The organism is Streptomyces sp. NPDC050619 (assembly GCF_040654815.1).
Classification (GTDB): domain Bacteria; phylum Actinomycetota; class Actinomycetes; order Streptomycetales; family Streptomycetaceae; genus Streptomyces.
Map to the genome: position 1 here is coordinate 23,017 of NZ_JBFAIR010000052.1, position 13,631 is coordinate 36,647.

Annotated in this window: 12 protein-coding genes and 1 pseudogene; 8 read left to right on the plus strand and 5 right to left on the minus strand. The window is 72.3% G+C overall.

Annotated elements, in window-relative coordinates:
- Positions 1 to 25: 25 nt before the first annotated feature.
- Together AB0I77_RS48110 and AB0I77_RS48115 are read right to left on the minus strand one after the other, a co-directional pair.
- Positions 26 to 1,288 carry an SWF or SNF family helicase gene (locus AB0I77_RS48110; RefSeq protein ID WP_363289310.1) on the minus strand — a complete coding sequence of 421 codons (1,263 nt, stop codon included), beginning with the start codon at positions 1,286 to 1,288 and terminating at the stop codon, positions 26 to 28.
- Complete coding sequence (locus AB0I77_RS48115; protein WP_363289311.1) at positions 1,285 to 4,149, minus strand: DEAD/DEAH box helicase; 2,865 nt, start codon at positions 4,147 to 4,149, stop codon at positions 1,285 to 1,287. Before AB0I77_RS48115 ends, AB0I77_RS48110 begins: the two co-directional genes overlap by 4 nt.
- Positions 4,150 to 4,392: 243 nt before the next feature.
- Here AB0I77_RS48115 and AB0I77_RS48120 point away from each other — a divergent pair, with 243 nt between their 5' ends.
- Together AB0I77_RS48120 and AB0I77_RS48125 are read left to right on the plus strand one after the other, a co-directional pair.
- Positions 4,393 to 5,448 (plus strand): acyl-CoA desaturase, encoded by a 1,056-nt coding sequence (locus tag AB0I77_RS48120; RefSeq protein ID WP_363289312.1) that lies wholly within the window; start codon positions 4,393 to 4,395, stop codon positions 5,446 to 5,448.
- 123 nt (positions 5,449 to 5,571) lie between these two features.
- A complete protein-coding gene (locus AB0I77_RS48125; protein ID WP_363289313.1) occupies positions 5,572 to 5,754 on the plus strand; it encodes a hypothetical protein in 183 nt (60 codons plus the stop codon).
- A 137-nt stretch (positions 5,755 to 5,891) separates the two neighbouring features.
- Here AB0I77_RS48125 and AB0I77_RS48130 read toward each other — a convergent pair whose 3' ends face one another.
- Positions 5,892 to 6,764, minus strand: coding sequence for a hypothetical protein (locus AB0I77_RS48130; protein WP_363289314.1), 873 nt, complete (start codon positions 6,762 to 6,764; stop codon positions 5,892 to 5,894).
- Positions 6,765 to 6,898: 134 nt separating this feature from the next.
- Complete coding sequence (locus tag AB0I77_RS48135) at positions 6,899 to 7,195, minus strand: hypothetical protein (RefSeq protein WP_363289315.1); 297 nt, start codon at positions 7,193 to 7,195, stop codon at positions 6,899 to 6,901.
- 214 nt (positions 7,196 to 7,409) lie between these two features.
- Between AB0I77_RS48135 and AB0I77_RS48140 the strand changes: the two are divergent.
- A pseudogene (locus AB0I77_RS48140) lies at positions 7,410 to 7,933 on the plus strand (alpha/beta fold hydrolase); the annotation flags it as partial.
- Between the two features lie 23 nt (positions 7,934 to 7,956).
- Here AB0I77_RS48140 and AB0I77_RS48145 read toward each other — a convergent pair.
- Positions 7,957 to 8,556: a class I SAM-dependent methyltransferase gene (locus AB0I77_RS48145; RefSeq protein WP_363289316.1), complete on the minus strand. Its 600-nt coding sequence runs from the start codon at positions 8,554 to 8,556 to the stop codon at positions 7,957 to 7,959.
- A 153-nt stretch (positions 8,557 to 8,709) separates the two neighbouring features.
- On the opposite strand from AB0I77_RS48145, the gene AB0I77_RS48150 reads away from it, so the two are divergent.
- The 5 genes from AB0I77_RS48150 to AB0I77_RS48170 all read left to right on the plus strand — a co-directional run bounded on the left by AB0I77_RS48150 (position 8,710) and on the right by AB0I77_RS48170 (position 13,624).
- Positions 8,710 to 9,483 carry an MHYT domain-containing protein gene (locus tag AB0I77_RS48150; protein WP_363289317.1) on the plus strand — a complete coding sequence of 258 codons (774 nt, stop codon included), beginning with the start codon at positions 8,710 to 8,712 and terminating at the stop codon, positions 9,481 to 9,483.
- Between the two features lie 67 nt (positions 9,484 to 9,550).
- Positions 9,551 to 12,088 (plus strand): nitrate- and nitrite sensing domain-containing protein, encoded by a 2,538-nt coding sequence (locus AB0I77_RS48155; RefSeq protein ID WP_363289318.1) that lies wholly within the window; start codon positions 9,551 to 9,553, stop codon positions 12,086 to 12,088.
- Positions 12,085 to 12,519: a roadblock/LC7 domain-containing protein gene (locus AB0I77_RS48160; protein WP_363289319.1), complete on the plus strand. Its 435-nt coding sequence runs from the start codon at positions 12,085 to 12,087 to the stop codon at positions 12,517 to 12,519. Before AB0I77_RS48155 ends, AB0I77_RS48160 begins: the two co-directional genes overlap by 4 nt.
- 22 nt (positions 12,520 to 12,541) lie before the next feature.
- Positions 12,542 to 12,955 carry a DUF742 domain-containing protein gene (locus AB0I77_RS48165; protein WP_363289320.1) on the plus strand — a complete coding sequence of 138 codons (414 nt, stop codon included), beginning with the start codon at positions 12,542 to 12,544 and terminating at the stop codon, positions 12,953 to 12,955.
- Between the two features lie 63 nt (positions 12,956 to 13,018).
- A complete protein-coding gene (locus tag AB0I77_RS48170; RefSeq protein ID WP_363289321.1) occupies positions 13,019 to 13,624 on the plus strand; it encodes an ATP/GTP-binding protein in 606 nt (201 codons plus the stop codon).
- The last annotated feature ends 7 nt before the right edge of the window (positions 13,625 to 13,631 follow it).

Here is a 13,631-nt window from a genome sequence, read left to right on the forward strand (position 1 = left end):
ATGGGGCGAGCCTTCCGCAACCGCTTCAGGAGGCTTCTTCCGCAGCAGCGAGATCCGTGGAGGCCAGCGCCGTCGCGGGGTCCTGGGCCGCGCCTCCCGCCGGCACCCAGCGACCGCGTTCCTTGCGATACGGCCACCAGCGGCCGTCCCGGCCGAGGCGCAACTGACGCGGCGCGCCGACCACCGTCCACCGGTTGCCCGTTGCCCGCAGCGTCGGCCGCTCGTCCTCGTCCCAGGCCGAGTCGAGAGCGGCACGCGCGCGTGCGAGCGTTTCCCCCTCTACGGTCCACTCCTCCTCGTACACCGACAGCGCGGCCACGCCTCCGTGCCCCCAGGCACGTACCGCCAGGGCCAGTTGCTCCCTGCCGCGTCCGGAGCCGTCGGCGAGCCGGTCCGCGACGGCCCCGCCGGGGGCGCCCGTGGCCAGGCGGACGGCATCCTGGGGCACCGTCAGGTCGGCTTCCACCGCGTGCGGTTCGGGCCGGAGCGCCTCGGCGAGCAGGCGGTGGGCTTCCACGGCGGTCCGGGCGGCCAGGAACTCCAGGGCGGCCGGATCGATCCCGGGCGGGGGCGGGGCCTCGGTGTCCAGGGCCGGAGGCACGCCGGGGTCCGCGGGGAGCTCGGGCAGGGCGGGCAGCGACGGCAGGACGGCCCCTGCCGCGTACGCCTCCGCGGCATCGACCCCGGCCGGTTCGGCAGCCTCCTCGGCGGGTGTGGCGCTGCGCTCCTGGAGAGCGTCGAGCAGGGCGCGTTCGGCGCGTCCCCGCATCAGCAGCAGCACGAAGGGATCCTGGTCCAGCAGCCGCGCCACCTGGTAGCACAGGGCCGCCGTATGCCCGCAGTGGTCCCAGGCGCCACAGTCGCACTCCGGTTCCAGCTCGCCCATGCCCGGCAACAGCTCGATGCCCGCCGCTGCCGCGTCCTCGACCAGATGCGGCGGCATCTCGCGGTCCAGCAGCGCCGCGACGTGTCCCGCCCGCTCGACTGTCATGTCGACAAAGCGGTCCCAGCGCTCGCCGGACAGCTCCGCCAACAGGACATCGGCCCGGTGCGCCGTACCGTCGCGGTCCTTGACGACGGCCGTGATGCGTCCCGGTCGCACCGACACCGCGCCCACCGCACCGGCGCGCGCCAGCCTGCGGCCCGTCTTCACCTGCGCCGAGTCCAGCGCCGTGTCCTCCAGGGCCTTCAGCCAGGCCTGTCCCCACCACGTCTGCGCGAAGCCCCGCCCGTGCGCGGGCGGCAACGCGGCGAACGTGCGTTCCGTGTCCTCGTCGTACTCGGTCATCGTCCGCCCCCTCGCAGTTCGACCAGATCGGCCAGTTCTGCGTCCGTCAGCTCCGTGAGTGCCGCCTCGCCCGTGCCGAGCACCGCGTCGGCCAACTCCCGCTTGCGGCTGAGCATGTCGGCGATACGGTCCTCGATGGTCCCCTCGGTGATCAGCCGGTGCACCTGTACGGGCCGGGTCTGACCGATGCGGTACGCGCGGTCGGTGGCCTGCGCCTCGACCGCGGGGTTCCACCAGCGGTCGTAGTGCACCACGTGCTCGGCCCGTGTGAGGTTCAGCCCTGTGCCGGCCGCCTTCAACGACAGCAGGAAGACGGGGATCTCACCGTCCTGGAAGCGCCGTACCATCGCCTCGCGCTCGGGGACGGACGTCCCGCCGTACAGGAACTGCGAGGTTGTGCCGCGGGCCGCCAGGTGCCGTTCGATGAGCCTGGCCATCTGCACGTACTGGGTGAAGACCAGGACGCTCGCCCCCTCGGAGAGGATGGTGTCCAGGAGTTCGTCCAGCAGCTCCAGCTTTCCGGAGCGCCCGTCGATCCTCGGCTGCTCCTCCTTGAGGAACTGCGCCGGGTGGTTGCAGATCTGCTTCAGGCCCGTCAGCAGCTTCACGATCAGCCCGCGCCGCGCCATGCTGTCCGCGCCGGAGATCTCCGCGAGCGTCTCGCGCACCACGGCCTCGTACAGACCCGCCTGTTCCCTGGTGAGCGACACGGCGCGGTCGGTCTCGGTCTTCGGCGGCAGCTCCGGCGCGATCCCCGGATCCGATTTGCGGCGGCGCAGCAGGAAGGGACGTACGAGGCGGGTGAGCCGCTCCGCGGCGGCCGGGTCCTGACCGCTCTCGACTGCCTGCGCGTACCCGGTGCGGAAGGTGCCGAGCCGGCCCAGCAGACCCGGGGTCGTCCAGTCGAGGATCGCCCACAGCTCCGACAGGTTGTTCTCCACGGGGGTGCCGGTGAGCGCCACGCGCGCGCGTGCGCCGATGGAGCGCAGCTCCCGCGCGGTCGCCGAGTACGGGTTCTTCACATGCTGGGCCTCGTCCGCCACGACCATGCCCCACGGCACCTCGGCGAGCCGGCGCGCGTCCATGCGCATGGTGCCGTACGTGGTGAGCACGAACTCCCCGTCGGCCAGGGCGTCCACGCTGCGGCGCGAGCCGTGGAAGCGGCGCACGGGTGTGCCGGGCGCGAACCTTTCGATCTCGCGCTGCCAGTTGCCCATCAGAGAGGTCGGGCAGACCACGAGGGTCGGGCCGGCGGAGGCGGCGTCGGTCTGCCGGTGCAGGTGCAAAGCGATCAGCGTGATCGTCTTGCCGAGTCCCATGTCGTCGGCCAGACAGCAGCCCAGGCCCAGGGACGTCGTCCGGGCCAGCCAGGTCAGGCCCCGCCGCTGATAGTCCCGCAGCGTGGCGTCGAGCGCGGCGGGCTGTCCGACGGGCTCCTGCGCCTCGGGGTCCGCGAGCCGCTTCCGCAGGGCCGCCAGCCACCCCGTGGGGTGAACGTCGACCTGGCGGCCGTCGACCTCCGTGGAGCCCGTCAGCGCGGCGCTGAGCGCGTCGATGGGCGTCACCTTCCTGTCCTGCTGGGCGCGGGCCCGGCGCACCTCGTGAGGATCGACGAGAACCCACTGGTCGCGCAGCCGCACCATGGGGCGATTGGCCTCGGCGAGCAGGTCCAGTTCCTCGCGCGTGAGGCGCTGGTCGCCCAGCGCGAACGACCAGTTGAAGGCGAGCAACGCGTCGGCGGACAGGAACGACGGCGTGTCCGAGGTGACCTTGTCGGGCACCGCCGTGTCGTCCGGCGGTCCCACCACCGCGCGGGCGGTCAGCGTGCGGGCCAGCTCCTTCGGCCAGTGCACCTCGACCCCGACCGAGGCGAGAGCTCGGCTTCCCGCACCGAGGAGTTCGGCGACCTCCTCGTCGGCGAGGTCGAGGGAGTCCGGCACGGTCGCCGACAGCAGGGGTGTGAGCGGCGGCCAGGCGCGGGCCGCGCGGCGCAGGGCGACCAGTGCGTCCATCCGCGCGCGCGGACCGAAGCCCCCGCCCGCGGGACCGGCGCCTTTCCATACCGCGGAGGCGTCCGCGACGAGCGTCGGATCACTCACGTGGTGCACCTGCAGCGCGGCCCTGAACGCCGGCGCCGCGTCGCCTCGCGTCTCGGCCGCCAGGCCAGGCACCTCGACCCGCAGCGAGAGCCGTACGCCCGCGTCGTGGCCCGCGGCGACATCGGCCGCCCACGCGCGGTGCTCCGGCAGGTGCTGCGGCTCCCGCGCCGCGTAGGCGGGCCCGCCCGTGACCAGCGGTGCCGCGGGGGAGCGGGGGAGCGTGTCGGCGACCGCGTCCAGGAAGGCGCGCAGCAGCCGTTCCGGCTCGGGCAGCCGTGGCGGCCCGGCGCCGTCCATCGGCACGGCGTGTGCCTCGGGTGGCATCGCGGCGGCGAGCCGGCGGATCCCTTCGGCGTCCTCCGCCCCCAGCGGGCCCACGCGCCAGGCGTCGTGGTCGCCCGCGGACAGACCGGGCAACATCAGCCCGCGCGCGACGAGACGCAGGGCCGCCACGGCCGCCGTACCCCAGAAGACGGTCGAACGGTCTGTATGCGCGAAGGCACGCGCGCGCGTGAGGACCGGCAGGGCAGCGCCCAGGGGCAGCAGCAGGGCGGGCACGCTCACCAGCTCGACACCTTCGCCGCCGGGGAGCACGACGGTAAGGTCCTCGACCGACCCCGCCGCGACGGCGGGAGGGGCGTCGCCGTCGGGACACCAGAAGGCGACGGTGCCGGTGCGCGCCGGATCGCCAGGCATGAACACGGCGCAGCAGGAGGCCAGTTCGGACAGCTCGGACGAGGTAGCCGGGGAAATCCTCTGCACAACGATGTCGCATTCCTCAAATTTGACTACGCGGGGCCGCCGAGGGTACAGCACTCCGACGGCCTGCCCGGCATAGCCGGGGAGTGGCCTGCGTCACCGGAGGGGACGAGGTGTCGTCAACCCCCCTGTCCGTACGGTGCCTGCCCCCGCCCGCACACGGGGGGTGCCCTCATGGTCGCGGCCGGTCACCGATCCGTACTTTTGCTCAGGTCAGCCCTTCCCTGAGAATGCCGGAGTCCAGACATGTCCCAAACCATCCCGGACTTCGCGGTCCACCCGCGCGGGACGCCTGGCGCACCCCCTGGCGGCAGCGAGTTCACGCCCCTCCTGCGCAAGGTGAAGAGCCAGGGCCTCCTGGGACGCCGGTACGGCTGGTACGCGCGGTGCATCGCCCTCAACGTGCTCGTCCTGGCCGGCCTCATCACGGGCATCGTCCTGGCCGGCGACTCTTGGTGGACGCTGCTTCTCGCGCCGCCGCTCGCCGTGCTCTGCGCGCGCACGGCCTTCATAGGCCACGACGCCGGCCATGCGCAGATCACCGGCGACAAGGCGGCCGGCCGTCTGATCGGCCTGGTCCACAGCAACCTGCTGCTGGGGATGAGCTACTCCTGGTGGAACCAGAAGCACAACCGTCACCACGCCAATCCCAACCACATCGACAAGGACCCCGACGTCGTCGCCGACGTCCTCGTCTTCACCAGCGAGCAGGCGAAGGACCGGACGGGCTTGTGGCGCTGGCTCACCCGCAACCAGGCATGGCTGTTCTTCCCGCTCACCCTCCTCGAGGGCGTCGCCCTGAAGATCTACGGTTTCCAGGATCTGCGCAGGCAGGCGCCCGGGGAGCGGTCCGTGGAAGCCGTGCTGCTGGTGGGCCATGTCGCGGGCTACACGACGCTGCTGCTCACGTCCATGTCGCCCGGCAAGGCACTGGCGTTCGCCGCCCTCCATCAGGCTCTTTTCGGCCTGCACCTCGGGCTGGCCTTCGCGCCCAACCACAAGGGCATGGAGATGCCGGACCCGAACGGCGAAACATGGGGTCATCTGCGCCGCCAGGTGCTCACCTCGCGCAACATCCGCGGCGGCGCCGTGACCGACTGGTTCCTCGGTGGTCTCAACTACCAGATCGAGCACCACCTCTTCCCCAGCATGCCCCGCCCCCATCTCCGGCTCGTCCAACCCCTGGTGCGTGCCCACTGCCGAGAGCTGGGTATCCCTTATACGGAGACCGGGCTCGTCGACTCCTACCGGCAGGCGCTTCGCCACATGCACGAAGTGGGGGAGCCCCTGCGTGCGGAGTAGCGGTGTAGGGGGCGCGTCCGGGATGTCTCAGGGACGTGTCAGGGTCGCGGTTCGGAACCGTGGGAGGCGCGAACCCGTTTCTCTGGACAGAGAGCGGCATTGGCCGCGAAGGAGGCGACGCACATGTCGAAGAACGCGAAGATCGCCGCAGGAGGTGTGGCGGCCGGGCTCATCCTGCTGATCTGGCTGCCCTGGTGGGCCGCGCTCCTGATAATCCTGGGAGTTCCGGCGGCCGCGTACCTCACGCTGGACCCCTCGCAGCGGCGCAGGCTGCGCCGTGTGACACGCAAGGAGATCGGCCGCTGACGTACCGGTGCGTCGACTCGGCAGGCCTGTCCAGCGCACAGGAGTCGACCACCTCGCCGCTCGCGGGCCTGCCGACAGCATGGTCCGCGGGCGGCCGCATGCCCGGGTAGGCGCGGGCCCGCGTCCGCTCGCGCGGCTCACAGCGGGCGTACGGCCATCTTGTCGAGTGCCTCCAGAAGTCCCGGCAGCTCCGGTCCCCGCCCCACCGGCAGCACCTCACCGGGCTCGTCGTCGAGCAGGACGAACGCGATGTCGTCGGTCCTGGCCACGAGCGACCAGCCGGGGCCGTCGGCACGCAGGGTCCGCGCGCCACCCGCGGCGAAGGAAGACCGGACGCGGCCGAGCGGCGGCGGCGCCTCCACATACGCGCGCGCCTCCGCGAGGACGCGTCGGATGCCGCTGTGACCGCCGTTGGACCCGTCCTGCTCGGTCCCCGCCTCGCTTCCGGCGGTCCCGGCGGACTCGCCGCCCTCAGGAGTCCCGGAGGTGCCCTCGGCCGGGCTCGGGAAGTCCGCGTCGTCGATCTGCTCCCGCCAGATCGCCCACTGGAGCGCGATCTCGTCGGCACCCAGACGCCGCTGGGCCGGCCCCCAGATGGAGGCGTCCGGCGGCGTCAGCGGGGGACCGTCCGCGATCTCCGGGGCGGGATCATGGGGCGCGGCTACGCCGGGAGCCGCGACGGCGACCGCGAGGGGCCAGCCGGGCAGGGCGGCGACGACCGTGTGTTCGTCGGGCGACAGATCGTGCTCCATGCCGCAGTCCCAGGACGCGATGGCGACCGCGACCAGGGACACGTCGTCGACGACGACCGTCCACCTGGCACCGTCGCCGTCCTGGCCGAGCACCAGGCCGTACCCGTCGGCCAGCGGCGCAAGCCCCAGCGCCGCGCAGGCCTCCGGATAGTCGTCGCCCAGCACGCTCGGGAACTTCGCCGGCGTCAGCAGCACCGCCGTCAGCACATAGAGCGCCTCGTCCGCGGCGGCGACGGCGCCCTCGTCCGTCCCGGCCATCCCAGCCTCCCCATTGGTTCGTCCAACGGCGCGCACCCTAGTGCGACCGGGAGGCCCTTGTCACGACGGGCCAGTTCAGCCGGAGCTGCGGGTTTCCAAGCGGTCGGGCGAATCGCCCACGTGTGGGCGATGTGTCAGGCCGTCGGCAGCCCGAGCAGCGCACGCGCCACCGTCCGAGGCGACTCGTCCCGCTCCCGCGCGAGCGCGATGACGGCCCGGCAGGCCAGTTCGTTCACCCCGAACGACAGTGCCTCCGGCGACACCCAGTCCGCGGCCTCGTCGATCCGCTCCTGGTCGTCCTCCGCGCAGGCGGAGACATACGCGGCGGCGGCCTCGAACAGATTGTGGGGGCGAGCCTCCCGACCGGTCTTCGTCTCGGCGCGCCAAGTGTTGAGGAGTCTGGCACCGGACTTGCGGACCCTGCCGAACATGCTGACCACCTTCCCCCTGTGTGGTTGCCATGGCTGATCGTTCATCTCCTGCTACTCAACGTAGAGTTGCCGCCTCGGCGGCAGAAGGGGGACGGGGCGGTGCGCTTCGAACGGCTCGAACGGATCCGCGGCGTGGGCCCGTCAGCTCTCGCCTTCGCCGAGTGAGTCCAGAGCGGCCGGTCGTCCTCGTAGAAGAAGCTCGCGGGTTCCTCGGTCGGTCTCGGCCGTGTACCACGCGCACATCGCGGCCCGGCCCGAACTCGTGGGCTGACGCAGCCTGTTCGTGGACCTGTCAGGATGCGGCATCAGCGACAGGCCCGACGACTTCGGCTACACGCTGGAGGGCCACGCCCGACGCGCTTGCGGCAGCACTGGACGCGGCAGGTCTGGCCGGCGCCGAGATCGTCGCGCCGGGCACGAGGGCGGCGCCGTCGCCCTCGTGCCCGCCCATAGGCAGCCAGACCTGGTCTGCCGGCTGGTCCTCGCGGAGGCCGACCTCAACGCCTGCCCTTCGCCCACGGCGGGTACGCGCGCGTGCTGGAGAACGTCGGTCCGGTGTGGGCGGCGACCATGCGGCTGGCCATGCATCTGGCCGACCGGCGCGCCCTGCACCGCAGCGCCGCCGCAATGCGACGCGGATCGGAACCCATGATGCGCACCGTCCTCGAAGGGCTGCCCATCGACCGAGTGACCGACAACCCCGAAGCCTTCGCCGCAGCGGTCGCCGGGCGGGCCTGAGGACAGAACGAATCGTCGAGGCGTCAGCCCTCGCGGACGGCCAGAGCCAGGAACCGATCGTCCTCGTCGACGTACGAGGTCATGTGCCATCCGGAACCGGCCAGCAGAGGACGGAGATTGGGTTCCGTGCGCAGGTCGTCCGGAGTGACCCGCCGGCCCTGGCGCGCGGCCAGCGCCGCCCTGCCGATCGGGTGGAACAGCGCCAGGGTGCCACCAGGACGCACCACACGCGCCAACTCGCGCAGGTTCTCGGCCGGCTGGGGCAGGTGTGAGACGAGGCCCGCGCCGAACACCGCGTCCAGTGACTGCGAGCGCAGCGGCAGCGCGGCGACGTCGGCGAGCAGCAGCCGCCCGTCCCGGTCCCGTCCGGCCCGTACGGCGGCCTCCAGCATGGCCGGGGTCAGATCAACCCCCACGACCACTCCCGAGGGCCCCACAGCCGCCCGCAGTGGCGTCAGGGCGCGCCCGGTACCGCAGCCCGCGTCGAGCACCCGGTCCCCCTCGCGCAGCCCGAGGCCTGCGACCGCGGCGGCATAGGCGGGGTCGTCGCCGGCGAACTTGCGGTCCCAGTCGGCGGCGCGGGCGCCGAAGAACTCCTGGACGCGTGTGTGGTCGTCGCTCATGTTCCGCATGATTCCTCACCATCAGGGATGGGCGCCTCTGTGCACACGTTCGAGCGTGACGCGATCGTTCAGGTGCCTCTCTGCGTCATATTCCAACAGCTTTCGAAATGCGCTCCCGTTGTGCGCCCCTGCCCCGACTAGCGTCCCGGAGCCATGGGACACCTGGACCACGCCGCCCTCGGCTGGCTGACCCCCGTTCTGTCGTACGTGATGGCCTGCGTAGGCGCCGCGCTCGGACTGCGCTGCACCGTCCGCGCGCTCGGCGCCACCGGACGGTCGCGCCGCAACTGGCTCGTCACCGCCGCCTCGGCGATCGGCACCGGCATCTGGACCATGCACTTCGTGGCCATGCTCGGCTTCAGCGTCGGCGGCACCGACATCCGCTACGACGTGCCGCTCACGATCGTGAGCCTGCTCGTCGCCATGATCGTCGTCTGCGCCGGCGTCTTCGCCGTCGGCTACAGCCGCGACCGCAACCGCGCGCTCTTCCTCGGCGGACTCACCACCGGGCTCGGCGTCGCGAGCATGCACTACCTGGGCATGGCGGCGGTGCGGTTGCACGGTGACGTCACCTACGACCCGGTGCTCGTCGGACTGTCCGTCCTGATCGCCGTCGTAGCGGCGACGGCGGCCCTGTGGGCGGCCCTCAACATCAAGTCACCCATCGCCGTCACCATCGCCTCCCTCGTCATGGGCGCGGCGGTCAGCAGCATGCACTACACCGGAATGTTCGCGGTGAGCGTGCGCGTCACGCCCTCCGGAGAGGTCCTTGCCGGGGCCACGGCGATGCAGTTCATCTTCCCCCTCGCCGTCGGCCTCGGGTCCTATCTCTTCCTGACCTCGGCCTTCGTCGCGCTGTCGCCGACATCGGGGGAGCGCAGGGCCTCCGCCTCGGCCCAGCGGCACGTCGAGAGCGCAGCCCACTGACCGCGATCCGGACCAAACCCGCCTGGACGGACGGTACGTCCCCGGACCACTCCCGAGCGAGGAGGCCATGCGTACACCGCGTAGGACCCCCACAGTCGGCGCCGAGACGCCGCCCCCGCACCCTGTGCGCGGCCGCCGCGCGCACGCCGGACCACCGGCCGACGAAGGCCCGAACGAACCCGTGGGCGGGATACCGCAGGACATACCCGCGCGCGCGGGAAACTGGCGGATACGACCGCGGACGGTCCGGGCCAAGATCGTCTGTCTGCTGATGGTCCCGGTGGTCTCCCTGCTGGCCCTGTGGGCGTACGCCACCGTCACCACCGCCCAGGACGTCGCCCGGCTGCGGCAGTTGCAGCGCGTGGACTCCGAGATCCGGACTCCGGTCGCCAAGGCCGTGGCCGCGTTGCAGACCGAGCGGCTGGCCGCCGTCCGCCACGCCACCAACCCGTCGGCCGGGCAGGGCGGCGACCTGAAGAAGCTGGCGGAACGCACGGACCGTGCGGTGGCCGAACTGCGGCTCGGCGACGACAACACCATCGCCGACAGCGAGGAACTGCCCGCCGGAGTGGCCCAACGGCTCGAAGCATTCGTCACCGGCGCCGAACAGCTGCGTTCACTGCGGGCCGCCGTGCTCGACCGCCGCGCCGGCTGGGACGAGACCTACGGCCGGTACACGAAGACCATCGCGAGCGCCTTCGGAGTGGGCGGGTCCCTGACTGGCATCCAGGACGCCGACCTCGGCTCGGACGCGCGCGTGCTGCTCGAATTCTCCCGCGCGGGAGAGGCGTTGGCCCAGGAGGACGCCGTCCTGGGCAGTGCCCGCCTCGCCGGCGGACTGTCGGGCGAGCGGCTGCGGCTGTTCAACGGCGCCGTCGACACCCGCCGCGCTTTCACCGAGTCCGCCGTGGCCGACCTGCGCGGCTCCGAACGCGCCGCCTGGCGCGGCCTCGCCGGCGGCAGCGCCTACGCCACCATGGGCGCCACCGAGGACAAGATCCTCGCCTTGGGGCCGGGCGCCCGGGCGATCGGCGCGGCACCGGAAGCCACCTGGGCAGGGGCACACGCGCGCGTGCAGAACGGCATGCGGACGATCGAGGAGGACGCCGGGCGCGATGTCGCCGACCGGGCCGATCCGTTCACTCGCGGGCTGCTCACCCCGGCCGGTGCCGCCGTACTTCTTGGCCTCGTGGCCGTCGCCGCCTCGCTCGTCATCTCCGTCCGCATCGGACGCGGCCTGGTCGTCGAACTGGTGAGCCTGCGCAACGGAGCTCTGGAGATCGCCCGTCGCAAACTCCCCGAAGCCATGCGGAAACTGCGCGCGGGCGAGGAGATCGACGTCCAGGCCGAGGCCCCGGCCGGGCCGCCGGCGGAGGACGAGTCCGGTCAGGTCGCCGAGGCCCTGGGCACCGTGCACCGCGCCGCGCTGCGGGCCGCCGTGGAGCGCGCCGAACTCGCCAGCGGCATCTCCGGAGTCTTCGTCAATCTGGCCCGTCGCAGCCAGGTCCTCGTCCACCGGCAGCTCAGCCTCCTCGACAGCATGGAGCGCCGGTCCGACGACCCGAACGAGCTAAGCGACCTCTTCCGGCTCGACCACCTCACCACCCGCATGCGGCGCCACGCCGAGAGCCTGATCATCCTCTCCGGCGCGGCACCCGGCCGCGCCTGGCGCATGCCGGTCTCCCTCACGAACGTGGTCCGTGCGGCGGTCTCCGAGGTCGAGGACTACGCGCGCGTGGAGGTACGACAACTGCCCGACGCATCCGTCCTCGGCACCGCCGTCGCCGACCTCACCCACCTCCTGGCGGAGATCATCGAGAACGCCGCCCAGTTCTCGCCGCCCCACACGCGCGTGCGGATCACCGGCGAGCCCGTCGGCAACGGCTACGCCGTCGAGGTCGAGGACCGAGGCCTCGGCATGGGCGACGAAACCCTCGCCGAGGCCAACCGCCGTATCGAGCAGTCCGAGGCGCTGGACCTGTTCGACAGCGACCGGCTCGGCCTCTTCGTGGTCAGCAGGCTCGCCGCCCGGCACGGCATCAAGGTGCACCTGCGGACCTCGCCCTATGGCGGCACCACCGCGGTCGTCCTGTTGCCCACGGCCCTGCTGCACACCAGCGCGACGGAACGTTCCAACCGCGGGACGTCGGACGCGGAAAGCCCGGCGGAACGCGAGTACGCGCGCGTGCCCGCCGCCATGCACCAGGAGTCCGTCCCGGCGTCGGCCGACCGGCCCGCACTGGTGGCTCCCGTACCGTTCGCGGCCCGGCGGACCACGGCCGAAGACCCACCCCCCGGAGTCACCACCTTGCGCCTGCATCGCCCCCCGCAGGAATCGTCCGAGGACTCCTCCGCGGACTCCGACGACCTTCCCCGCCGGGTACGACAGGCCCATCTCGCCCCCCAACTGCGCGAGCGGGCCTCCGAAGAACCAGCACGGGCGTCCGCCGCCCGCAGCGACGACGAGCGCACCCCCGAACTCGTACGGGACCGCATGGCGGCGTACCGCGACGGCTGGACACGTGGCGGCGGCAGACAGCCGGGCCGCGGTGCGAGCGCGGACGTCCCGGCGGGCAGCCACAGCAGCGAAGGAGACCCCGCATGATCCAGGACCCGAGCACGAGGGCCGGACGGTCCGGCGAACTCGACTGGCTGCTGGACGACTTGGTGCTGCGCGTGAGCGAAGTACGGCACGTCGTGGTGCTGTCCAACGACGGGCTCGCCGTGGGTGCGTCGACCGACCTCCGCCGCGAGGACGCGGAGCACCTCGCCGCGGTCGCCTCCGGCTTCCACAGCCTGGCCAAGGGCGCGGGCCGGCACTTCGGCGCCGGAGGCGTGCGCCAGACCATGGTGGAGATGGACGACGGCTTCCTGTTCGTGGCCGCCGCGGGCGACGGCTCCTGCCTCGCCGTCCTCACCGCGGTGACCGCCGACATCGGCCTGGTCGCCTACGAGATGGCACGCCTGGTCAAGCGCGTCGGCGAGCACCTCTACACGCCGCCGCGCGTCGGCGCGCGGCCGCCCGCCGCCGGATGAGGCGAGAGATCGGCCCACGCACATGACCGAGGACATGACGGGCGCCCAGCGCGAGCAGGGCAGCCAGTGGTACGACGGGGAGGCCGGGCCCCTGGTGCGTCCGTACGCCATGACGGGCGGACGCACCAAGCCCGGCCCCACCGGGGTGCGTTTCGACCTGATCGCCCTCGTCACGCTCAACGCCGGCGCGCCCGGCATCGACGACGACAGCGCGCTCGGACCGGAACACCGGGCGCTGATCGACCTGTGCCGCACGGAAACGCAGTCGGTCGCGGAACTCGCCGCGGGAGCCGACCTGCCCGTGGGAGTGGTCAGGGTGCTCCTGGGAGACCTCCTGGAACTCGGCCGGGTCACCGTCAGCCGGCCCGTGCCGCCCGCGCAACTCCCTGACGAACGGATTCTGCGCGAAGTGATCGAAGGGCTGCGGGCCCTGTAGATGAAGGTCCAGAACCACCCGGTGACGTCGACCGTTTGCCGGCACTCCCGAGAGAAGTGATCGATGGTCTCCGAGCACTCCGACGCCCAGGACGGCGAAACGGCTCCCCTGGCGTTGAAGATTCTGGTCGCCGGCGGATTCGGCGTGGGCAAGACCACGCTGGTGGGCGCGGTCAGCGAGATCCGGCCGCTGCGCACCGAGGAACTGCTCAGTGAAGCCGGGCAACTCGTGGACGACACGGGCGGGGTGGACCAGAAGGTCACCACGACCGTCGCCATGGACTTCGGGCGCATCACCATCCGCTCCGGTCTCTCCCTCTACCTCTTCGGCACGCCGGGCCAGGACCGCTTCTGGTTCCTGTGGGACGAGTTGTCGCAGGGAGCCCTCGGTGCCGTGGTCCTCGCCGACACCCGCCGCCTGGAGGACTGCTTCCCCGCGGTGGACTACTTCGAGCACCGGCACATCCCGTTCGTGGTGGCCGTCAACTGCTTCGCGGGCGCCCGGACGTACGGCGCCCACGACGTCTCGCGTGCCCTGGACCTCGACCAGGGCACCCCCGTGGTGCTCTGCGACGCCCGTGACCGCGACTCGGGGAAGGAGGTGTTGATCCGACTGGTCGAGTACGCCGGGCGGATGCACACCGCCCGGCTGCTCGACTCGGTGGGCTGACCCCGGC